Below are 21,557 nucleotides of genomic sequence, written 5' to 3'. Positions count from 1 at the left end.
ACGACGGGTCACGGCGGGGCATGGATCAGCATCGGCCGACCGGCGGGCCGCCCCCGCCCGGCCACGGTCCGGGGCCGAGAGCCCGGTCAGGACACCGGTTCACCTGACAGCAGCCCGCCGGGACTTCTGGTCCCCCCGGCAGGCCGAGCGGCGTGTCATCATGACGCCTGTATCGCGGGGGGAGAAATTCGTGCGCGCGTACCGGTTGGTGGGCAGTGCCGCGGTCCTGGGTGGACTCGTCGCGGCGAGCATGACGGCGAGCACCCCTGCACCGGGTCCGGGCGTACCCACCTCGTACCTCGACCCGACGGTGGCGGGCGCCGCGCAGCTGGCCCGGCCGGGCCCGGTCGGCGCACGCCTCGCGTCGGCGGACACGGCCGCGGAGCGCGGCACCGCGCAGGGCGCCACGGCGTCCGGTGCGGCGACGCGGACGCCGACCGCGACGGGGCTCGTGAAGCCGCTGCCCGAGAGCCCGGTCGGCCGTCATTTCCGGCCGATCACGGGGCTCAACGAGGTGCGCAGCGACTTCAACGGTGACGGCCGGCCGGATCTCGCCGTGGCGGAGCTGCGCAAGGTGGTCAACGGCGGGCAGACCGGCGCCGTCCACGTCCTCTTCGGCGATCCCAGGGGTGGTTTCACCAACGCGGGGAGCCAGTACTTCGACCACACGACGCCGGGCATGCCGACCGACGAGGGCTCGTCCGACCCGCACGGCGAGATCAACGACTTCGGCCGCGCGCTCGGCTCCGGCGACTTCGACCACGACGGCTTCGCCGACCTCGCGATCGGCAGCGTGCACGACCGGTTCCGCATCCTCTACGGCGGTCCGTCCGGGCTGACCACCGCCGATGCCCGGATGATCCGGCTCGCCGACGTGGCCCCGGAGGCCGACGTCCCCGGCGAGGGCGTCAGCGGCGAGAACCTGTTCGGCTCCGCCTTCACCGTGGGCGACTTCAACGGTGACGGCACCGACGACCTCGTGACCGGGGCACCCCGCGCCGGCCGTCCCTGGGTCGGTGGCGTCGCGCTGTTCCGCGGTACGCCCGACGGGCTCAGTCCCGCCGCTGCCCAGTACGTCCCCGGCAACGCGGCCGGCCTGCCGGTCCGCCCGGAGACCGACGGCTTCGGTGCCGTGCTGGCTGCGGCGGACTTCGACAACGACGGCCGCGACGACCTCGCGGTCGGCTTCCCGCGCGACCATTTCGGGTCGGCGTACTTCGCCGGTTCGGTGCTCATCCTGCCCGGAGCGGGCGACGGTCTCAGCATCGCCGGGGCACAGTTGTTCTACCAGGACACCCCGGGCATGCCGGACGTCGCCGAGTACAGCGACAGCTTCGGCCATGCCCTCGCCGCCGGCGACCTCACCGGGGACGGGTACGCGGACCTCGTGGTGAACACCCAGACCGAGGGCTTTAGCTCCAGCACCCCGAACCGAGGCTCCTCGATCACCGTGCTCCGCGGCTCTGCCACCGGTCTGACGGTCAACGGCGTGCAGTACTGGACGCAGCAGAGCCCGGGCGTCCCGGGTAGCGACGATCCCCTGGCGTTCTTCGGCACGGAGCTCGCGTTCGGCGACTTCGACAACGACGGTCGGGGCGACCTCGCCGTCGCGAGCCCGCAGGAGACCGTCGGGGGTGTCGCCGGGGCGGGCGCGATCACGGTCTTCCGGGGCAGCGCACAGGGGCTCACCACCAGCGGGCTGCGCAGGCTGGACTGGAAGACACCGGGCGTACCGGCGAGCGCCGGAAGCCCGTACTTCTACCTCGGCGACGTCCTCCGTACGGTGCGCCAGCCCGACGGCGCCGCAAGCCTCGTCGTGGGCTGCTGGAACGCGACGGTCAACGGCTTGCAGCGGGCGGGCGCGGTGATGGTCGTCCGCAGCACGCCGGCGACGCCGGAGGCGCCCGGCGGGATGACGGTCAACGGCCTCAGGATGTGGTCGGCGGCCGATCTGCCGGTCGGTCCCGAGGCTTTCGCGGGCTTCGGCATGCATCTCGGGTAGCCGTTCCGGAGGCGGCGTCATACCCACCGCCTAGGCTCCCGGTGCATGGGAGATCCGTTCACGGTGCGCATCACGGTCCGGGGCTACGAGCTCGACACCCAGGGCCACCTCAACCAGGCCGTCTACCTCCAGTACGCCGAGCACGCCCGGTGGGAGTGCCTGCGTGCCGCCGGCATCTCGCAGGACCGGCTCATCGCCACCGGCGTGGGACCGGTCGCCCTGGAGGTCACCCTGAGATACCTGAGGGAGCTGCGCGGCGGGGACGAGGTGGACGTGTCCTGCGAGTTCCACTGGGGCGAGGGCCGGACGTTCCGGATCGAGCAGGACTACCGCCGCCTGGACGGCACCCAGGTCGCGACGGTGACCGGGGTGGGCGGTCTGCTCGACCTGTCGACCCGGCGGCTCGTGGCCGACCCGCGGGAGCGGTTCCGGGAGCTGGCCACCGACCCGGGACCGCTCCGCCTCTGAGGCTGGCGCGCCGACCGGGCGGCGACCGACACGCTGGGGGTGCACGACGGGCCGCCGCCGACACGGGTCGGTCCCGGGCGGCCGGGCTTCTACGCTGGCACGCATGAACTCGTGGGACGACTCGCGTAGGGCGTTCACCGACGCAGCGCTCTGCTTCGTCCGCACCACCGCCCTGGTCGATGACCGGTGGAGCCGGCCCGGCCTGGGTGAGTGGGACGTGCGGGCCCTGGTCGGCCACACCAGCCGGTCCCTTCTCACGGTCGAGGAGTACCTGGCCCGGCCCGCCAACGGCGTCGAGGTCGCCTCCGCCGGCGACTACTTCCGCGCCACGAGCGCCGCCGCGGCCGGTGCGGCGGTCGCCGCGCGCGGACGCGACGCCGGGGCGGCGCTGGGCAGCGATCCGGCGGCAGCCGTGGCGGAGCTGGCCGCCCGCGTCCTCGCGCTGGTCGACACCCAGGACGGCGGCGCGCTCGTCACGACCGTCGCGGGTGGCATGCGGCTCGCGGACTACCTGCCGACCCGGACGTTCGAGCTTGCCGTGCACACCGCGGACCTCGCCACGGCGCTCGGCGTACCGCCCGAGGTGCCGGCGACCGCCGCGGCGCAGGCGCTGCGCATCGTCGCCGAGCTGGCCGTCGGCCACGGTCTCGCCGGGCCGCTCCTGCTGGCCGCCACCGGCCGCACGGGCAGCCTTCCGGCCGGCTTCTCGGTGCTCTGACAGCGCGTCGAGCGCCAGCCTCGGCGGCATCCGGCGGCGGGGTGGCGGACCGGCCCGGATGACCCGCTCCGCAGCCGCCGATCTTGGTGGGCGGGGTGTGGCATCGTAATGGGGATGGAGCCGGACGGTGACGCCGAGGCCCGCCGTACGCTGCCCGAACCGCTTCGGGTGGGCCTGCGGGTGCTGCGCGACTACCGGCCCACGCTCGGGCGGCTGCGGGCGCTGCTGCGCAGCATGGTGACCTCGTTCGTGGTGCTCAGCCTGACGCTGTGGCTGCTGCCGGGGGTCACCGCCAGCGGCCTGATCGCGATGCTGTGGCTGGTCGGGCTGATCGCCGGGTTCGGTGCGGTGCTGCGCCCGCTGCTGTTCGCCCTCTCCACCGCGCTGGGCGGCCTCGGGGCGCTGGCCATCGGCGTGTGCGTACAGGCCGTCGTCATGTACGTCGCGTTGCGCCTGGATCCGGAGGCGCACGTCCGCGGGTTCGCCGACGCCTTGGCCGCCGCGTGGCTCGCCGTGGCGCTGGCCGCGCTCCTGAACTGGCTCGCCGACGCCGGCACCGACGACGCGTTCGTCAGCGAGATGCTGTGGGTGATGAACCGGGTACGCCGTGGACCGGCTCGCCACCGACGACCGGTGTGGCACCGCCGGGGCGCCGCCGGGGTGCCACCCGAGCGGCAGACGACTGACGCCCTGCTCGTCGTCCAGCTCGACGGCGTGGCCGCGCCGCTGGTGCAGTGGGCCATCCGGGCCGGCAACCTGCCCACGATCGGTGGGTGGCTGCGCTCCCGCAGTCACCGGATGACCCAGTGGCACACCGGCCTGCCGGCCACCACGCCCGCGGCGCAGGCGGGCCTGCTGCACGGCGAGGTCCGGCGGGTGCCGGCCTATCGCTGGTACGAGAAGGCGACCGCGGACGACACCGCCAGCCGTCTCATGGTGACCAGCCGGCCCCGCGACGCCGCCGAGGTCGAGCGGCGGCTGTCCACCGGGCACGGGCTGCTGCGGGACGGTGGGGTCAGCATCAGCACGGTCTTCTCCGGCGACGCCCCCACCAGCCTGCTCACGGTGAGCCGCGCCGGGCTGCCCGGGCGGTCCACCCGGGGCTACGCGGCGTTCATGGCCAGCCCGTACGGGTTCGCCCGGGCCATCGTGCGCGGGGCCGGGCAGGTGGTGCGCGAGCTGTACGAGGCGCGGCGGCAGCGGCTGCGCGGCGTACAGCCCAGGGGCCGCCGCAGCGGCTCCTACCTGGCGCTGCGCCCGATGGCGAGCCTGCTCAGCGACCTCAACGTGTCGCTGATCGCCGAGCAGATGGCCGGCGGGGCGCCGGTGATCTTCTGCGACTTCCTCGACTACGACGAGGTGGCCCACCACGCCGGGCCGGCCCGACCGCAGGCGCTGGCGGTCCTCGAAGCACTCGACCAGACGCTCGGCATCCTTCAGCGGCTGGCGGCCGAGGCGGCGCGGCGCTACCACATCGTGGTGCTGAGCGACCACGGGCAGAGCCAGGGCGCCACGTTCCGCCAGCGGTACGGCGAGTCGCTGGCACAGGTGGTCGCCCGGCTCGCCGCGCCCACGGTGCGCCCGACCGCCCCCGACGGCCGGCCGGGGCCCCCGACGCCGGTGCGGGAGGCGGCGACCGCCGAGGCCGCCGGCCCGGTCGAGGAGTGGGGACGGGTCAACACGCTGCTCACCGAGGTGGCGGGCCGGGGCGGGGCGACCGGCACGGCGACCCGGGTGGCGGTGCGGTCGCACACGGAGGGCGGCGAGGTCACCCTGGGCCCGGCCGACGAGGAGGCGGCGGCGGCCACCCGGACCGATCCGGAGACCGTGGTGGTGGCGTCGGGCAACCTGGCGATGATCTATCTGCCCCGCCATCCGGGGCGGCTGACCCGCGAGCGGGTCGACGCCCTCGTACCGGGGCTGATCGACGGCCTGGCGGCGCATCCCGGCATCGGCCTGGTCGTCGTCGACTCGGCCGCCGGGCCGCTGGCCATCGGGGCGCGCGGCTGCCACAACCTGCGGCACGGACAGGTCGACGGCGACGACCCGCTGGCCCCGTACGGCCGGCGAGCGCGTCAGGACCTGCTGCGCCACCAGGCGATGGACCACGTCGGTGACCTCGTGGTGATCAGCGCGGTGGACCCGGGTCTGGAGGAGGTGGCGGCCTTCGAGGAGCTGGTCGGCTGCCACGGCGGACTCGGCGGCTGGCAGACGGAGGCCCTGCTCATCCACCCCGCCGACTGGCCGCAGGAGGGCGAGCTGGTCGGCCCGGAAGCCGTGCACGGGCAGTTGCTCGCCTGGCTGCGCCGGCTCGGGCTGCGCCGGCCCGACGAGGGGGACGACCCGGCGGGCCGCACAGTGGACCCCGACCCGGGCGACGCCTAGCGCGGGCAGCCGTCGGCTACGGCGCCACCGGCGGCTCGCCCGGCAGGGCCCGGCGCCGGGCCAGCCAGCTCAGCCCCTGGCTGACCAGCACGACGAGCAGGATCGCGGCGACGACGCTCTGCCACGGCTCCGGGAAGATCGCCCGCCCGAGGACGCCGATCGCGGCGTAGAGCACCGACCACAGCAGGCTGGCGGGCGCGTCGGCGAGGGCGAAACGCCGCCAGGTCAGCCCGGACAGGGCCGCCGCCAGCAGCACCGGGATCCGGCCGCCCGGGATGAGCCGGGACACCAGCAGCGTCGAGACGAGCTCCTCGCGCACCCGCGCCGTCATCCGGCCGACCCGCTGCCGGCCGCGCAGCCAGTGCAGGCGCCGGGCGAGCCGCTCGCCACCCCAGCCGAGCATGCCGTAGGTCGCCAGGTCGCCCGCGTACGCCCCGAACGCGCCGGCGATCACGACGAGGACCACGGTCACCGGATGCTGGTGGGCGGCGAGCGCGGCGGCACCGCTGACCGCCGCACCGGTCGGCACCACCGGGACGACGGACCCGAAGAGCACCACCAGGATCAGCGAGCCCAGCACGCCGAGCGTCGCCGTCACGGCCGGCGCACCTCGACGGACTCGCCCGGCCGCAGCACGCGCACCCGGGTGCCCGGCGAGACCGCCTCGGCGTGGCGGGCGAAGTCGTCCCCCGGGCCGAAGAACCGGTCCGGCCGGACCCGTTCGCAGCCGACCGGCCAGAAGGTGCCGAAGTGGATCGGCACGGCCCACGCCGCCGCCACCCGCCGGACCGCCTCCGCGGCGCCCGCCGGATCGAGGTGGCCGGGGCCGAGCGTGGGTCCCCACCCACCGACCGGGACGAGCGCCAGGTCGAGCGGCCCCAGCCCGGCCATCTCGTCGAAGAGACCGGTGTCCCCGGCGAACCAGGTCCGCAGCCGGCCGTCGATCAGGTAGCCGAGGGCGGGCGCCCGGTGCCGGGACCACGGACCCCGGCCGGCGTGGTGGGCCGCGGGGACGGCGGCGACCGTGACCCGGCCGATCGTGGTGCGGTCGCCGACCGCGAGCTCCGTGCAGCGGCGGGCGGCCGCCGCGCCCAGCGCCTGGCGGACCACGCGGCCCGCACCCGCCGGCACCACCAGCGCGGTGTCCGGGGGCAGCCGGCGCAGCGACGCGAAGTCCAGGTGGTCGGCGTGCAGGTGCGACACGAGTACGGCGTCCGGGGCGCCCGGCAGCCGCGGGGTGGGCCCACGACGTCGGCGCAGGTGGGCGAGCCGGTCACGTAGCAGCGGGTCGGTCAGCAGCCGGGTGTCGGAGTCCTCGACCCACACGGTGCTGTGCCCGTACCACGTCAGCCGCACGACACCGCCTCGGTCACGCCTGCCACCGTATCCGGCGGTGCCACCGCGCGGCCCGAACCTGCCGTGGCCCGCCGTCGGGCCGAGGTGGGCTTCCTCCCCCTGACGGTCGGCGGAGGGGTCGAATCGGCCATTCTGCCGGAAATGCTGTCACATACTCATACCGTCCGGCGGCGGCCGGGCGGGACGGTCCGGGTGGCGGAGGCCGGCGCCCGCGCCGTGGACCGAGTGGGAGGGATCAGTCAGGTGAGCGTGGACGGCGACGGGCGGGTGCCGGCGGATCCCTGGCCGCTGCCCAAGGATGCCAAGGTAGCGGATCACCTCGTGCAACGGTTGGCGTGCTGGGGCGTCCGCCGCTACTTCGGCTACCCGGGCGACGGCATCAACGGAATGACCTCGGCGCTGCAACGCACCAACGAGCGGGCGCAGTTCGTACAGGTCCGGCACGAGGAGACCGCGGGCTTCGCGGCGTCGGCGCACGTGAAGTACGGGGGCGGCCCGCTGGGCTGCGTCCTGGTCACCAGTGGGCCGGGGGCCATCCACGCGCTGAACGGCCTGTACGACGCCAAACTGGACCACCAGCCGGTGGTGGCCCTGGTCGGCCACACCGCCCTGACCGCCGAGGGTGGCGGGTACTACCAGGAGGTCGACCTGCTGGCGCTCTACAAGGACGTCGCCGCGGCGTTCCTGGCCCAGCTCGACCATCCCGCCCAGGTGCGCCACCTGGTGGACCGCGCCTGCCGGACCGCGCTGGCCCGGCGCACCGTCACCGCCCTGGTGCTCCCCTTGGACGTGCAGGACGAGCCGGCGGTGCCGGAGCCGCCGTACGCCCACGGGTACTACCACACCAGCAGCGTGCCGAGCAGCGGCCCGACCGTGCCGCCGGAGGCGGAGGTGCGCCGGGCGGCCGACGTGCTGCGCGGCGGCGAGCGGGTGGCCATGCTGGTCGGGCAGGGCGCGCTCGGCGCCGAGAACGAGGTACGCGAGGTCGCCCACCGGTTGGGCGCGGGCGTCGCCACCGCGCTGCTGGGCTTCCCCGCGGTCGACCACCGGGAGCCCTGGGTGACCGGCGCGATCGGGCTGCTCGGCACCCGCCCGAGCTGGCAGCTGATGCAGGGCTGCGACCGGCTGCTGATCGTCGGCAGCAACATGCCCTACTCGGAGTTCTACCCGCCGCCGGGGCAGGCCCGGGCGGTACAGGTCGACCGGGACGGCACCCAGCTGGGGCTGCGGTACCCGACCGAGGTGAACCTGACCGGCGACGCGGCGGCCACCCTCCGCGCGCTGCTGCGTGAGCTGGGGCCCGGCCCCGCGCCCACCGGCTGGCGGGAGACGATCTCCGCGGAGACCCGGGCGTGGCGCCAGACGCAGCGGAATCTCGCCGAGCAACCGGCCGATCCGGTCAACCCCCAGCTCCTCTTCGCCACCCTCAACGACCGACTGCCCGACGACGCGATGATCGCGGTGGACTGCGGCACGGCGACGGCCTGGTACGCCCGGCACATCCAGGTGCGCCCGGGCATGCTGGCCAGCCTCTCCGGCACCCTGCTGTCGATGGGCGGCGCGATGCCGTACGCGCTGGCGGCGAAGTTCGCCCACCCGGACCGCCCGCTGGTCGCGCTCATCGGCGACGGCGCCATGCAGATGAACGGCGTGAACGAACTCATCACCGTGGCCAAGTACTGGCGCAGCTGGTCCGATCCGCGGTTCGTGGTGCTGGTGCTGAACAACCGGGACCTCGCCTTCGTCAGCTGGGAACAGCGCTCCACCGAGGGGACGCCGATGTTCCCGGACAGCCAGGAACTGCCGGACATCGGCTACCAGCGGTGGGCGGAGGTGCTCGGGCTGGGCGGCGAGCTGGTCGACGCGCCGGAGCAGATCCCCGGCGTCTGGGAGCGGGCGCTGAACGCCGACCGGCCGGTGGTCGTCAACGCTCTCGTCGACCCCGCGGAGCTGATGCTGCCCCCGCACTTCACGCTGGAGCAGGCCCGCAACACCGCCGGGGCGCTGCTGCGCGGTGACACCGACTGGGCCGGCATCATCCGCCGGGGTCTGCCCGCCACCCTCACCGCCTACCGATCACGTCGCAGGTGAGCGACGGGCGGGGCGGGGCCCAGCGGCGCCCGGCAGCGCCCGGAGCGAGGTCCGTCCTGACGCTCGATACGCCGCGGGCGGAACCGGGCCGCCGGCCGGTTCGCAGTTGGACGGAACCGGCCCTGGGTGCCGGCCACCGCCGCTAGCGTCGGGAGCATGCCCGCCCGTCCGTCCCGCTGGACGATGCCGCTCCGGGTACTGGAGGCGCCGTCGTACCTGCAGGCGTTCGTGCTGTCCGGGGTGGTCACCGTGCTGCTCGTCCGGGCCTTCCTCCAGGCGGCCGGCTACCCGCAGCTCGGCGGCGGTGGGCTGCACATCGCGCACGTGCTCTGGGGTGGCCTGCTGATGACCACCGGGCTGGGTGTCGCGCTGGTCTTCCTGGGCAGCGCGGCGCGCAATCTGGGCGCGGTCCTGGGCGGGATCGGCTTCGGGCTGTTCATCGACGAGATCGGCAAGTTCGTGACCGCCGGCACCGACTACTTCTACGCCCCGGCGGCCGGCATGATCTACGGCGCGTTCGCCCTGCTCGTGGTGATCACCCAGGCGATCCGGGGCCGGATCCGCCTCACCGGTCCGGAGCGGACGGCGAACGCGATGTACGCGGTGGTCGGCGGGCTGCGCACCGGCCTCACCGACGACCGGCGGGCGGCCGCGGCCCGACTGGTGCGCGGGTGCGGCCCGGACGTCGAGGACGCGATCACCCGGCTGCTCGACACGGTGCCCCGGCGCGAGGCACCCGGCCCCCGGTTCTGGCAGCCGTGGCTGCGCCGGGCCCGCCGGGCCGTGGTCTGGGTGACCACGCACCGGTGGGTGGTGGCGCTGGTGGTGCTCTACCTGGTCGGCGAGCCGTTCGTCGTCGTGCTGGGCGTCCTGCTGGACGCGATCAGCGGCCAGCTGCACGACCAGCGGGAGTGGCGTGCCGTGCTCGGGGTCTCGATCTCCGCGCTGATCACCGCGGTGCTCAGCATCCGGGGGGCGTCGCTGCTGCCTCTCGACCGGACGCGGGCCTTCCGGCTGTTCAAACTCGCCCTCCTGGTCGACCTGCTGTTCGGGCAGATCTTCAGCTTCACCGTCAACCAGTTCGGGGCGCTCACCGCGCTCGCCGTGGACCTTTTCCTGCTCGGCGTGGTGACCGCGGAACACCGACGGCTCTGCCGGCTGGGCCCGGAGCCCGACCGCTGAACTCCCCGGCCCCGACCGCCGGTGCACCCCGCTGACCTACCGGGACTGGCGTGAGCTGACCCGCGACAACGTGGACGCCCGGGTGTGGTCGGGTATCCAGACCCCGCCCCGAAGGGCGGAGCACTGGCCCGCACCCCGGTAGCGGGACGGCGGGCCTTTTCCGACCTCAGGGCAGCCCGCTCCAGGGGTCCTCGCGGCGCCAGATCGTCGGCAGGTGCAGGGCGACGCCGTCGCGGTCGGCGAGGCGGCCGAGCACGCGCATGGTGGTGTCGAGGTCGTCACCGGCGTACGGCAGCGCGCGCGGTGGCCGGTCCAGTGGGCGGAAGAAGTCGTCCCAGTGGGTTAGCACGACCCGCCGGGCACCGACGGTCCGCACGGTCTGCGCCCAGTAGCTCGTGAGATACCCCTCGTCCCGCACGCCGAGCTGACCGACCCCGAGGTACGCGACGTCGGCGCGGTGCCCCTCCAGCGCCCCGGGAACGAAGCCCGCGCTGCCCTGCACCAGGGCGGTGCGACCGCTGTCGTGCCGGACCAGGAGCGACCACGCCTCACCGCACCGGTAGGCACGGGCCCTGACCGGCGGCACGACGGGCTCGGTGATGACCCCGGGGAAGCGGTCCGGAGGGCAGTGTTCCGACGCCACGAACCCGAGGGTGAACGCACCCGACGTGACCTGCTCGCCGGGGGTCACGACGCGGATCCGGTCCGGCGGCAGGCCGTGGCCGCGTCCGACGTTGGCGGCCGACTCGCCACCGAGGAGCGTGGCGTTGGTGCGCTCCGCGACGAAGGCGGAGTCCAGGACATGGTCGAAGTGGGTGTGCACCGGCACGACGGCGTCCAACCGGCGGTCGGAGAGCCCGGCTCGGGCCAGCGCGCCGGCGATCCGCTCCTGGTCGGGAGCGATCCTGGAGAACGCGACCTTGAGCAGCGAGGGCCGGGAGAAGAACCCGTCGGTCAGGATGGCGGATTCGCCGTCATCCAGCAGCAGGGTGGACACGCCCAGGAACACGGCCGCGAAGCTCCCGGCGGCCGGCGGCACGTCGAACCGGGCCGCGTGGCGGTCAAGGTCGGGACGGCCGAGCTTCAGGCGCATGGGCGGGATGCTAGCTCGCCGGGCTCGCGGCGGATGCCGTTCGGCACGGCGCGCTCGTTCGCTGGCGCGGAGCGAGGGCGGCCCGGACCGGCTCCGCGCGGCCTTCTCCTCGGCGGTCGCCGACGAGGGACGACGTGGTCCCGCCGATCCGGCCTCGAGCGGAGGCGGACCGGCGGGACGACGTCGGTTCCGACAGGTTCGCCGCGGCGCAGATTCCGCGGCGATCGCCGGAGCAGGGTGCCGATGCGGTCAGCGGGTGCGCAGCGGGGCGAGCGCGGTGCTCCAGGCCACGACCTGGTCGAGCGTGGTGGTGAGCGCGTCCTGCTGGAACTGGCTCGGCTTGAAGACGCTGAAGTTCTCGAAGTCGGTGAAGAGCGACAGCGCCACCTGCGCGCGCACGTCGGCCATCTGGAGCTCGCCGGCGATCAGGCGGAGGTGCTCCACGGCCCGGGTGCCGCCGGCGGAGCCGTAGCTGACGAAGCCGACGGCCTTGTTGTTCCACTCGGCGTAGAGGAAGTCGATGGCGTTCTTGAGGGCACCCGAGGTGGAGTGGTTGTACTCGGGGGTGACCATCACGAACCCGTCGAACGACGCGATGGTGTTGGCCCAGCGGATCGTGTGCGGCTGGGTGTACTGGCCCATCGCCGGCGGGTACGCCTCGTCGAGGTGCGGCAGCTGGTGGTCGAGCAGATCGACGAGTTCGAACTCCGCGTCGGGGCGCTGCTTGGCGACCTCGAGGACCCAGCGGGCGACGGCTTCTCCGTTGCGCCCCGGGCGGGTGCTACCGAGGATGATTCCGATCCTGGTCATGGCGGGTGCCTTTCAGAAAGTCCTTGCCTGGCTCGGTGAAGGCTAGCCACTGCTTGCTTGGTCAAGCAATTATCGGGCCCGTGCCGATGGTCACAGCACCAGAGCCGATTTGTTTGGTCAAGCAACTAGAATGGGCGGCATGTCCGGTAGCTCCGCCACACCTCTGCGGCCTCTCAACCCCGACGAGGAGGCGCTGGTCCGCGCCCTGGGCCAACTGATGTACGTCCTGCCCCGGGCGATCGACGCCGACATGGTCGGCGCACACCAGCTGCCCTTCACCGAGTACAACGCCCTGCGGATCCTCTCCGAGGCGCCGGACCGGCGATTGCGGATGAACGAACTCGCCGCCGCCTGCCAGCTCTCCCTGAGCGGGATGAGCCGCACGATCAGCCGCCTGGAGACCCAGGGCCTGGTCGAGCGGGTCCGGAGCGGGGAGGACGCGCGGGGCTGGAACGCCGTCCTCACCGATGCCGGCTTCGCCCGCCTGGAGGAGTCCTGGCCGAGCCACCTGACCGCCGTGCGGCGGCGGTTCCTGGACCATCTCGAGGGCTTCGATCTCGCCCGGTTGGCCAGCGCGTTCCAGCGGGTCGGCACGGCCGACTGAGCCGCCTCGACGGCGCGATCCGCCGGGCCGAGGTGGCACACCGAGCCGCCACCGGCTCACTCCCGGTCTCTCGACCGGATCGAGCCGCATCCGGAGAATGGTCGATACTTCGGGTGGCAGACACAACACGGCGTCGTCATGGGGTATCAAGGACCAGTGGCAGCCGAGCAGGGCCCCGTGGCCATCTCCGATCTGGTCGGCGCCGAACGCCGGGCGGTGGCGGAAGAACTCTGGCAGAAGTGGCGGTTCGAGGGCCGCGGCGCCGCCCTGCTCTTCGGGTTCGCCGGGGTGGGCAAGTCGGACCAGGTCGTCCGACCACTGCGGAACTGGGCGGCGAGCCAGTCCATTCCGACGGCCTGGGTCGACGTGCCGGTGGGGACAGCCGACGTGGCGACGACGATCAGCGGCCGCATCCTGGAGGAACTGAAGGACGGAGGTCACGCGGGGGTGGCCGCCACGGTGTCGGCCGACGCCACCCTCGCCGACATCCTCCGCTCGCTGCTGGCGGCGGGCGCGCTCATCGTCATCGACGAGTTCCAGCGGCTGCTCGACCCGCAGGGCAAGCCCTCGGCGTCCGTGGCGCGAATGCTGGAGCAGCTCGCCCGGCGCCCGACGGACCGGGGTTGCCTGCTGCTGGTGTCGAACCGGCACCTCGACTGGACCTGGACCGAGCATTTCCACGTCACCGAACTGCTGCCGCCCGACGACGCCGACGCCATCACGATCGTCCTCGACCATCTCGGCGCGCAGCAGGCCGACGCCCGATTCCCGCAGCACCGGCGGCCGGAGGTCGTACGCCGCCTCGGACGGAACCCGAGAGTGCTGCGGCTGCTCGGCTACCTGCTCAAGTCGCACCTGTTGGAAGGGCTGTTGCCACCGAGCGGGAGTGCTCCCGAGGAACCCTTCGACTCGAAGCTCGTCGAGGAGATCGAGCGGACGCTGCTGGCCAAGGCCGCCGAGGGCCTGGCGGAGCCCGCCCGCGCCTTCCTGCGCGACATGTCGGTGATCCGGGACTGGGCCGACTGGGCCCTCATCGAGGCGATGGGGGGCGGCCGGGGCGAGGTCCGGGAGCTGGTGCGCGGCGCCCAGGAGCGGTACCTCCTGCAGGCCCGCACCCAGACCGACCGGCCGGGAGCCGGTCCCGCCGGGCGATACCAGGTGCATCCGCTGCTCCGCGAGGCGGACGGCGTCCAGCTGCGCCGGGACGCGGCCGCCTGGCGGGCCGCCCACGCCCGCGCCGGCGACTGGTACGCCCGGAAGCTGCAGGCCGCCGGCCGGACCGCGGTCCACGACCGGACCCTCCTGCTCGGCCTGGACGGCGCCGCGTACCACTACACCGCGGCCGACGCGGAAGACGCCCTGCTGACGGCGATCGAACCGGCCAGGCGCTACATCGGTCAGCGCTACGGGTGGATGTCCGTGCGGGTGAACACCGCCGGGGAACGGGACGCCCGCATCGCGCTGCTGCAGCTGTACAACAGCCGGTGGGGCACCCCGGGCACCCACTACCACCTGGCCATGCTCCTGCGTGATCGAGGCCGCCCGGACGACCTCTCCCGAGCGATTCCGCAGGCGCAGTCCGCCACCCTGGACCAGGATCACGCCGACCCCTGGGTGTTGTGGGCCAAGCTCGTCTGGGCGGTGGACGGCGCTGAGGCGGCGATCGCGGTGGCACGCGAGGCCACCGCCCACGTCGCACCGTCCAAGAGCCTCTTCTCGGTGTACCAGCAACTCGGCGGTTACCTCAACGAACGGCGGCGTACCGGGGAAGCCATCGCGGCGCTGCGCCAAGGTGTGGACCGCGCCCGGGGCAACACCGAGCGACTGGCCGCGCTGGCCGCCCAGTACGCGGCCGGCGCGCCCACCGACGACCTGCTCGAAGAGGTGGTCGCCTGGTTGCGGGAGAAGCCGGAACTCGAGGTCCAGTACCGGTTGGCGCAGGTGTACCTGCTGGAACGCGGGCAGCGCTGGCACCAGGCGCTCGCGCTTCTCGCCGACGGCCGGCGGCTGAGCCCGAGATACATCAACTTCTCGGTGCACGAGGCGCTGTGCCACCTCGCGCTGGGCGACGCCGTACGGGCACAGGAGGCCGTCGACAACTATCCCGCCCAGAAGAGCTTCTCCACGTCGTCGGCCTCCACCTGGTGCGCGGCCTTCGTCGCCCTAGAACTCGGCCGGACCTCGGACGCGTCGGAACTGGTCCGGACCTATCTCGGCAGCGACGTCGCTGTCTCGACTCCGGACGAGATCCGCGCGCTGTTGCTGCACAGTTGGGACACCAGCGTCGGCCGCCTGGACTTCACCTCGCCGCCCTCGTTGGTGTTTCCGATCCTGCCGCCCGCCCTCAGCGGCCTGTCGACCACCGCCATCAGGCCGCAGTACGGCGATCCTGTCCTGCCCCGGAGGCAGCCGCACGGTGCCGCCGCGGCCCGTGACGGCCGGCCGCACGTCCTCGCACTGGCCACCGAGTGGTCCTCGTCGCTCGGCGGCCTGAGCACCTTCAACCGGCAGCTGTGCGGCTCGCTGACCGCTCACGCGCGGGTGACGTGCGTGGTGTTGCGGGCCACCGACGAGGAACGCCGAGACGCCACCTCGGCGGGCGTCACGCTGGTCGAGGCGCCGGAGGCGCCCGGAGCGTCGGACGTCGACCGGCTGTCCCGCCGGCCGCCGCTTCCCGAGGGCACGGTTCCCGACGTGATCATCGGACACGGCCGGTGGACCGGCCCGGCCGCCCACCACCTGGGCGACGACTTCCCGCACGCCAAGCGCCTGCACTTCCTGCACGTCATTCCCGACGACATCGAGCGCCACAAGGCGGACCGCGGGGTGGACGCGGGGGTGCTCGCCGAGGAACGGCAGGAGGTCGAGCTGGCGCTCAGCGCCGAGGCCGACCACGCCGTGGCGGTGGGGCCGCGGATGTACTACTGGTTCCTGCGGGACCTGGAGGCTCGCGGCGTCGACCCGGCGCGGTTGATCCGCTTCGATCCGGGCTTCGACCTCGGCGTCGGATCTCCCCGCCAGCCACCACAGGGCCGGCCCTGGACGGTGCTCCTCGTCGGCCGGACGGAGGACGACCGACTCAAGGGGCTCGACCTGGCGGCGCGCGCCTTCAACCTGGCGCGCCGCCGGCGTGGTGCCGGCACTCCCCGAGTCGAACTCCTCGTCCGCGGCGCCCCTCCGGAGACGTGCTCCACCCTCGAGGACCAGATGAAGGGCTGGGCCGCAGACGCGTCGCTGCCGGTGCGGGTGCGCCCGTACTCGACCAGGGCGGAGCGGCTGGCCGCCGACCTTCGCGCGGCGAGTCTGCTCCTGATGCCCTCCCGGGCGGAGGGCTTCGGCCTCGTGGCGGTGGAGGCCATCCTCGCGGGCACGCCGGTGCTGGTGAGCAGCGAGAGCGGCCTGGGAGAACTGCTGGAGGAGCGGCTCGGGCCGGAGGAGGCGGCCCGGATCGTGGTACCGACGACGGGTGACGACGAGCGCGACGTCGAGAGCTGGAGCAACGCCATCGACGGCGCGCTGCGCAACCGGGAGGCGGAGTTCCCCGGGATCGCCGACCTTCGCGCCCGGCTGGCCCGGGAACTGACCTGGTCCACGGCGACCGCCACCCTGCTGGACCGCGTCCTGAACACGGCGGACACCAGGCCGCCGGCGCCCCGGTCACCCGAGGAGTCGCCGTACGAACGGCCGGCGGCACCGCGAGCCTGACCACCATGAGCCGGACCCCCGGGTCCGGAGGGCTGGGCCGCACCGGCCGTCCGGCCGGCCCAGGAGGGCCGGCCCGGAGGTCAGGATCACCCCGGGAAGATCCACGCGCGTCCTGCCACGAGCGCAGTGTCGCCGGTTCTGGAATCAGTCAAGGTTGTGTTCGAGTGGCGGCGGCCACCCTCTCCAGGGTCATATCGGCGGTCCCGGCCCGAGCCGTCGCGGCCAGAATCCCGCCCGCCGAACCCGCCGTGGACCCACGGGCGATCGGGCATGGTCGCGGCCGGATCGGGAATCGCAGGGCCGCCAGCAGGACCGACGGAGGAGACGCGCCATGACGGACCCCTCGCGCACCGGGTCGAACAGCGCCGGGCCACAGTCCTCGCCGCAGGAGCGGGACGTCGGGCCGGCCGGCGGTGGGTTCGCCGTCGTGGAGATGTTCACCTCCCAGGGCTGCAACAGCTGTCCGCCGGCGGAGGAGCTGCTGACCGAGATCGAACGCGAGGCCCGGAAGGAGGGACAGCCCGTCTACGCCCTCGGATTCCACGTCGACTACTGGGACGACCTGGGCTGGCCCGATCCGTTCGCCGACGCGGCGCACACCGCGCGGCAGCGGGCGTACGCGCACGCCTTCGGCTCCGGGGGGTTGTACACGCCGCAGATGATCGTGAACGGCACCGTCGAGTTCGTCGGCTCCGACCGCCGACGGGCGGCGACCGCGATCGCCGCCGCCCTGACGGAGGCAGCCACCACGCCGCTCGCGCTCTCGGTCGAGGACACCGCCGGGGGCGACGGGCACCGGGTGGTGGTGGACTACCAGACCGAACGGCCGCCGCCGCGGTCGGTGTTGAACGTGGTGGTCGTGGAACGCGGCCTGGAGAACCACGTCCCCCGGGGCGAGAACGCCGGGCGGACGCTGCGGCAGGACAACGTGGTGCGCGCCTTCACGTCGGTGGGCCTGGACGCCCCGAGCGGGCGGGTGGAACTGGCGGTGCCGCCGGACCTCGATCCCGGACACGCCTCGGTGGTCGGCTATGTGCAGCACCACGGCAACAAGGCGATCGCCGGCGCCAGGGCCGTCGAGCTCGCGATCAAGCAGGGCGCCTAGCCCCGCTCCGGCGGCGGTCGGCGGGTTGCCGCCAGCGCCCCCGCCCAGGCTCATCGGGCGGCCGGCGCCTTCTCGGCCTTGCGCAGCCCGAGCAGGGCGACCAGGGCGAGCAGGATGACGGCGACGGCGTACTCCTTGGCCGTCCGGAGCAGGCCGCCGTGGACCACGAGGAAGCCGGCGATGACGGTGGGCAGGCCGAAGCCGACGTAGCAGACGATGTAGAGCAGGGAGAGCACGCTGGCGCGTTCGTGCGCCTCGACCAGCGGCACGACCGTCTTGAGGCTGCCCTGGAATCCGGCACCGAAGCCGACGCCCCCGAACGCGAGCCCGACGAAGAATCCGGCGACGGACTCGGCGGTGACCGACACCAGGGTGATGATCATGCCCAGGATGAGTGCGCTGATTCCGGTGAGCATCACCGTCCGCGCGGGGGCGTTGCGCAGCAGCAGGACGGCGATGGTCCCGAAGACGGCGAAGACGAAGACGACCAGACCGCCGGCCACGATCGAGCTCTCCATGAGGGCGCGCGTGAGCGCCGGACCGAGCGCGCCGAAGAAGCCGGCCAGCGCCCAGACGGAGAAGACCACCGGAGCGACGACGAGGACCGGCGCGCGTACGGCACGGGGCAGGGTGATCTCCGGCCGAAGGCTCTGCAGCGCTCCCCTCATCGGCGTGACCGTCTCCCCCATCAGCACCACCCCGACGCCCTGGATCAGCAGGACGACGAGCAGGACGACGTACACCAGCCGGGTCGGCGCGGGGAAGAACTGGATGAGCACCGCCGAGAGCAGGGCGCCGATCCCGGTTCCGACGCCGGGGGCGATCGAGTTCGCGAGCGTCCCCCGTGCGGGGTTGATGTCGAGCATGGCGGCCCCGACGGCGCCGGTGGCGGCGCCGGCCGCGAGCCCCTGTACGACACGGGCGGCCACCAGCGCGGGTACGCCGCCGGCGAAGACGAAGATGACCAGCGCGATCATCTGGATCGCGATCGCGACCAGCAGGACGGGCCGCCGCCCGACGTGGTCGGAGAGCTTGCCGAACGTGAGCAGGGACGCCAGCACCGCGAGGGCGTAGGCGGCGAACACCACCGTGGTGGTGATCGGCGAGAAGTGCCAGCGCTCCTGATAGATCCCGTAGAGGGGGGTCGGGGCCGCCGACGCGGCCAGGAACGACACCAGGATCGAGGCGAGCAGAAGCAGGGCGACACCCGGCGAGATCCGCCCCGGTCCGGCGTTCTGCATCAGACGTGCTCCTCAGGTGAGCTGCGAGCGGCGGTCCGGCGCGGTCGATCCGGACGCTCCCCGCTGAAAGGCCGCAGCGGAGTACCCCTTGCGCCGCGTCGCACGCGACGTGAATGACGCCTTTCTTCGCCTTCGGCCCAGGCATCCCGGGTCATCCGGCGGTGGTCGCATAGGCCAGGTCACCTCGGGAAAATGCTGCGTATGGCCAGGTACACGAAGCCCGAGCTGCGAAACCAGATCAAGGAAGAGTTGCAGGCTTCCGACAAGGGCGGCAGGCCGGGGCAGTGGTCGGCGCGCAAGTCGCAGCTGCTCACCAAGGAGTACCAGAAGCGGGGCGGAGGCTATCAGGGCCCGAAGGACGAGCGGCAGAAGTCCCTGCAGCGGTGGGGCGCCGAGGACTGGCAGACCAGGAACGGCGCCACCCGGGCCCGCAAGGGCGGCGAAACCAAGCGTTTCCTGCCCAAGCATGCCTGGGAACGACTCTCGGCGGACGAGCAGCGCGCAACGGACACCAAGAAGCGCGAGGCGTCCAGGTCCGGCAGGCAGTTCGTCGCCAACACCGCGCCCGCCAAACGCGCGCGCAGGGAGGCCACGTCGGTCGACCGGCTGTCGGAGGTGACGGTCGCCGAGGCGGCCGGGCTGGTCCGTGGTCTCGACACGGACGAGGTCAAGGCGGCGCTGAAGCAGGAACGCGCCGGCAAGAACCGCAAGACGCTCGTCCAACGGCTGCAGTCGGAACTCAAGCGCCGCTGACTCCGGGCGGCGCCGCACCAGATCGGCGATATCGCGTACGGCGAGAGCCGGCCCGGGATCCGTTGCGCGGCCGCCATACCTAGAACTACTATGCATTGCAGTTCTAGGGTTAGGTGGTCACATGCACATCACCAAGGATCTCGTCGCGGCCTCGGCGACCCCGCTCGTGCTGGGGATCCTCGCCGAGGGCGACAGCTACGGCTACGCGATCCTCAAACAGGTCAACGAGTTGTCGGGCGGGCAGCTGGAGTGGACCGACGGTCTGCTCTACCCGCTGCTGCACCGCCTGGAGCGGCTGGGGCACGTCGAGTCGGCCTGGGAGACCCCACCCGGGGGCCGCCGCCGCAAGTACTACCGCATCACCGAACAGGGCCGGGCCGAGCTCGCCGAGCAGCGCCGCCAGTGGGCCGCCGTCGTCGACGCCCTGCGCGGCGTCTGGAACGCCGCCCAGTCCATCACGCCGATCGCGGCACCGGCCTGGGAGGCGGGACGATGAGCGTCAACAGCGACAACGATCTGGAAGGCCAGATCGCCGAGTGGCGGGCCTACACGCACCGCCGCCGGGAGCTGCACCACACCGATGCCGAGGAGCTGGAAGACCACCTGCGCAGCCGGATCACCGAGCTGACCGAGGCGGGCCTGCACGCCGACGAGGCCTTCCTCATCGCCGTGAAGCGGATGGGCAGCCTCGATGAGCTGTCGCGGGAGTTCGCTCGCGAGCATTCCGAGCGGCTGTGGAAGCAGCTCGTACTGCCCGGGGAGCCGGACACCCCCGCCGCCGCCCGTACCCGACGGGAACTGCCCGTCATGGTGCTCTGCGCGGCCGTCGCGGCGCTCTCGATCAAGGTGCCGGCCCTGTTCGGCCTCGACCTGGCCTCGGGCGACCACGGCGCCTTCTACGCGCGGAACATCAGCCTGTTCGCGCTGCCAGCGCTGGCCGCCTACTTCGCCTGGCAACGCCGGGTCGGCCTGCGCGTCATCGGGGTGCTCGCGGCGCTGTTCGTACTCGGCGCGGTCGCCGCGAACGCGTACCCGCTGGCGGACGACTCGCAGACCCTGGTGCTGACGGCGATCCACCTGCCGCTCGCGCTGTGGCTGGTGGTCGGCGTCGCCTACGCGGGCGGCGACTGGCGTTCGGACCGGCGGCGGATGGACTTCATCCGGTTCACCGGGGAGTGGCTGATCTACTTCGCCCTCATCGCGCTCGGTGGCGGCGTGCTCACCGCCTTCACGGCGGGCACCTTCAACGCTATCGGCCTCGACGCCGAGGGATTCATCCAATCGTGGCTGGTGCCGTGCGGCGCCACCGCCGCGGTCATCGTGGCGGCCTGGCTGGTGGAGGCCAAGCAGAGCGTCATCGAGAACATGGCGCCCGTGCTGACCCGCGTCTTCACGCCGCTGTTCGCGGCCGCCCTGCTGGCCTTCCTGGTCGCGATCGTCTGGACCAACAACGGCATCGACGTCGAGCGGGATGCGCTCATCCTGTTCGACCTGCTGCTGGTCGTCGTGCTGGGCCTGCTGCTGTACGCCATCTCCGCCCGTGACCTCACGGCCCGGGCCGGTCTCTTCGACCGCCTGCAGCTCGCGCTCGTCGTCAGCGCCTTGATCATCGACGCCCTGGTGCTGCTGGCGATCACCGGCCGGATCACCGAATGGGGCTTCAGTCCGAACAAGACCGCCGCCCTCGGCGAGAACGTCATCCTGCTCACCAACCTGGCGTGGTCGGCATGGCTGTTCCTCGGCTTCGTCCGTGGCCGCATGCCCTTCGCCCGCTTGGAACAGTGGCAGACCCGGTACGTGATCGTGTACGCGGTCTGGGCCTGGACGGTCGTCCTCGCCTTCCCGCTCGTGTTCGACTTCGCCTGAGCCGAATCCGACCCGCTCAACCCTGTCCGGACAGCGGACAGGGTTGAGCGGTGTCCCCTCAGGACACCGCGGCGTCGGCCGCCGGGTGGAGCCAGCTGGCCGTCGGTCGCAGCGACCCTCTTGACCCCGGAATGTCGATCCGCTTAGGTTCATCAATCAGAAAGGTCTCTTTACTAAT

General features: G+C 73.1%; 17 protein-coding genes. 12 read left to right on the top strand and 5 right to left on the bottom strand.

Annotated features, from left to right (window positions below; genetic code table 11):
- The first annotated feature begins 190 nt into the window (after positions 1–190).
- From ACTWM8_RS10245 to ACTWM8_RS10230, 4 genes are all read left to right on the top strand, one after another.
- Positions 191–2,002: an FG-GAP and VCBS repeat-containing protein gene (locus ACTWM8_RS10245; RefSeq protein ID WP_446213598.1), complete on the top strand. Its 1,812-nt coding sequence runs from the start codon at positions 191–193 to the stop codon at positions 2,000–2,002.
- Between the two features lie 45 nt (positions 2,003–2,047).
- Complete coding sequence (locus tag ACTWM8_RS10240) at positions 2,048–2,470, top strand: acyl-CoA thioesterase (protein WP_446213597.1); 423 nt, start codon at positions 2,048–2,050, stop codon at positions 2,468–2,470.
- Positions 2,471–2,573: 103 nt separating this feature from the next.
- Positions 2,574–3,188 carry a maleylpyruvate isomerase N-terminal domain-containing protein gene (locus ACTWM8_RS10235; RefSeq protein WP_446213596.1) on the top strand — a complete coding sequence of 205 codons (615 nt, stop codon included), beginning with the start codon at positions 2,574–2,576 and terminating at the stop codon, positions 3,186–3,188.
- Between the two features lie 114 nt (positions 3,189–3,302).
- Positions 3,303–5,573 carry an alkaline phosphatase family protein gene (locus tag ACTWM8_RS10230; protein ID WP_446213595.1) on the top strand — a complete coding sequence of 757 codons (2,271 nt, stop codon included), beginning with the start codon at positions 3,303–3,305 and terminating at the stop codon, positions 5,571–5,573.
- Between the two features lie 16 nt (positions 5,574–5,589).
- Here ACTWM8_RS10230 and ACTWM8_RS10225 read toward each other — a convergent pair whose 3' ends face one another.
- The gene (locus ACTWM8_RS10225) at positions 5,590–6,171 is read right to left on the bottom strand and encodes a DedA family protein (RefSeq protein WP_346535322.1); all 582 of its coding nucleotides are present in this window, start codon (positions 6,169–6,171) and stop codon (positions 5,590–5,592) included.
- Positions 6,168–6,929: an MBL fold metallo-hydrolase gene (locus ACTWM8_RS10220; protein WP_446213594.1), complete on the bottom strand. Its 762-nt coding sequence runs from the start codon at positions 6,927–6,929 to the stop codon at positions 6,168–6,170. The genes ACTWM8_RS10225 and ACTWM8_RS10220 overlap by 4 nt, the downstream gene beginning before the upstream one ends.
- 243 nt (positions 6,930–7,172) lie before the next feature.
- Between ACTWM8_RS10220 and ACTWM8_RS10215 the strand changes: the two genes are divergently transcribed.
- Positions 7,173–9,020, top strand: a complete 1,848-nt coding sequence (locus ACTWM8_RS10215) for a thiamine pyrophosphate-requiring protein (protein ID WP_446213593.1) — start codon at positions 7,173–7,175, stop codon at positions 9,018–9,020.
- 183 nt (positions 9,021–9,203) lie between these two features.
- Positions 9,204–10,202 carry a hypothetical protein gene (locus tag ACTWM8_RS10210; protein ID WP_446214516.1) on the top strand — a complete coding sequence of 333 codons (999 nt, stop codon included), beginning with the start codon at positions 9,204–9,206 and terminating at the stop codon, positions 10,200–10,202.
- Between the two features lie 166 nt (positions 10,203–10,368).
- Here the strand turns inward: ACTWM8_RS10210 and ACTWM8_RS10205 are convergent, their stop codons facing one another.
- Positions 10,369–11,295, bottom strand: coding sequence for an MBL fold metallo-hydrolase (locus ACTWM8_RS10205; protein ID WP_446213592.1), 927 nt, complete (start codon positions 11,293–11,295; stop codon positions 10,369–10,371).
- Positions 11,296–11,544: 249 nt separating this feature from the next.
- Positions 11,545–12,105 carry an NADPH-dependent FMN reductase gene (locus tag ACTWM8_RS10200; RefSeq protein ID WP_446213591.1) on the bottom strand — a complete coding sequence of 187 codons (561 nt, stop codon included), beginning with the start codon at positions 12,103–12,105 and terminating at the stop codon, positions 11,545–11,547.
- A gap of 139 nt (positions 12,106–12,244) precedes the next feature.
- Here ACTWM8_RS10200 and ACTWM8_RS10195 point away from each other — a divergent pair, with 139 nt between their 5' ends.
- The 3 genes from ACTWM8_RS10195 to ACTWM8_RS10185 all read left to right on the top strand — a co-directional run bounded on the left by ACTWM8_RS10195 (position 12,245) and on the right by ACTWM8_RS10185 (position 17,519).
- Positions 12,245–12,709 (top strand): MarR family winged helix-turn-helix transcriptional regulator, encoded by a 465-nt coding sequence (locus ACTWM8_RS10195; RefSeq protein ID WP_446213590.1) that lies wholly within the window; start codon positions 12,245–12,247, stop codon positions 12,707–12,709.
- Between the two features lie 177 nt (positions 12,710–12,886).
- Entirely contained in the window at positions 12,887–16,414 is a 3,528-nt protein-coding gene (locus tag ACTWM8_RS10190) for a glycosyltransferase (protein WP_446213589.1), read from the top strand.
- A gap of 331 nt (positions 16,415–16,745) precedes the next feature.
- Entirely contained in the window at positions 16,746–17,519 is a 774-nt protein-coding gene (locus ACTWM8_RS10185; protein ID WP_446213588.1) for a DUF1223 domain-containing protein, read from the top strand.
- Between the two features lie 50 nt (positions 17,520–17,569).
- Here ACTWM8_RS10185 and ACTWM8_RS10180 read toward each other — a convergent pair whose 3' ends face one another.
- Entirely contained in the window at positions 17,570–18,760 is a 1,191-nt protein-coding gene (locus ACTWM8_RS10180) for an MFS transporter (protein WP_446213587.1), read from the bottom strand.
- 201 nt (positions 18,761–18,961) lie between these two features.
- Here ACTWM8_RS10180 and ACTWM8_RS10175 point away from each other — a divergent pair, with 201 nt between their 5' ends.
- From ACTWM8_RS10175 to ACTWM8_RS10165, 3 genes are all read left to right on the top strand, one after another.
- Positions 18,962–19,513, top strand: a complete 552-nt coding sequence (locus ACTWM8_RS10175; RefSeq protein WP_446213586.1) for a DUF5872 domain-containing protein — start codon at positions 18,962–18,964, stop codon at positions 19,511–19,513.
- 121 nt (positions 19,514–19,634) lie between these two features.
- Entirely contained in the window at positions 19,635–20,009 is a 375-nt protein-coding gene (locus ACTWM8_RS10170) for a PadR family transcriptional regulator (protein ID WP_446213585.1), read from the top strand.
- Positions 20,006–21,379: a permease prefix domain 1-containing protein gene (locus tag ACTWM8_RS10165; protein ID WP_446213584.1), complete on the top strand. Its 1,374-nt coding sequence runs from the start codon at positions 20,006–20,008 to the stop codon at positions 21,377–21,379. The genes ACTWM8_RS10170 and ACTWM8_RS10165 overlap by 4 nt, the downstream gene beginning before the upstream one ends.
- The last annotated feature ends 178 nt before the right edge of the window (positions 21,380–21,557 follow it).

It is taken from the genome of Micromonospora sp. IBSANI012 (assembly GCF_052814045.1).
The sequence above is the reverse complement of the archived record's forward strand: the minus strand, read 5'-3'. Positions and strand labels throughout refer to the sequence as shown.

Bases quoted from the DNA above. Each gene is read 5' to 3' on its own strand.
- ACTWM8_RS10240 (WP_446213597.1), top strand. From the start codon at position 2,048: ATGGGAGATCCGTTCACGGTGCGCATCACGGTCCGGGGCTACGAGCTC.
- ACTWM8_RS10235 (WP_446213596.1), top strand. From the start codon at position 2,574: ATGAACTCGTGGGACGACTCGCGTAGGGCGTTCACCGACGCAGCGCTC.
- ACTWM8_RS10230 (WP_446213595.1), top strand. From the start codon at position 3,303: ATGGAGCCGGACGGTGACGCCGAGGCCCGCCGTACGCTGCCCGAACCG.
- ACTWM8_RS10210 (WP_446214516.1), top strand. From the start codon at position 9,204: ATGCCGCTCCGGGTACTGGAGGCGCCGTCGTACCTGCAGGCGTTCGTG.
- ACTWM8_RS10205 (WP_446213592.1), bottom strand. From the start codon at position 11,295: ATGCGCCTGAAGCTCGGCCGTCCCGACCTTGACCGCCACGCGGCCCGG.
- ACTWM8_RS10200 (WP_446213591.1), bottom strand. From the start codon at position 12,105: ATGACCAGGATCGGAATCATCCTCGGTAGCACCCGCCCGGGGCGCAAC.
- ACTWM8_RS10195 (WP_446213590.1), top strand. From the start codon at position 12,245: ATGTCCGGTAGCTCCGCCACACCTCTGCGGCCTCTCAACCCCGACGAG.
- ACTWM8_RS10185 (WP_446213588.1), top strand. From the start codon at position 16,746: ATGACGGACCCCTCGCGCACCGGGTCGAACAGCGCCGGGCCACAGTCC.
- ACTWM8_RS10180 (WP_446213587.1), bottom strand. From the start codon at position 18,760: ATGCAGAACGCCGGACCGGGGCGGATCTCGCCGGGTGTCGCCCTGCTT.
- ACTWM8_RS10175 (WP_446213586.1), top strand. From the start codon at position 18,962: ATGGCCAGGTACACGAAGCCCGAGCTGCGAAACCAGATCAAGGAAGAG.
- ACTWM8_RS10170 (WP_446213585.1), top strand. From the start codon at position 19,635: ATGCACATCACCAAGGATCTCGTCGCGGCCTCGGCGACCCCGCTCGTG.
- ACTWM8_RS10165 (WP_446213584.1), top strand. From the start codon at position 20,006: ATGAGCGTCAACAGCGACAACGATCTGGAAGGCCAGATCGCCGAGTGG.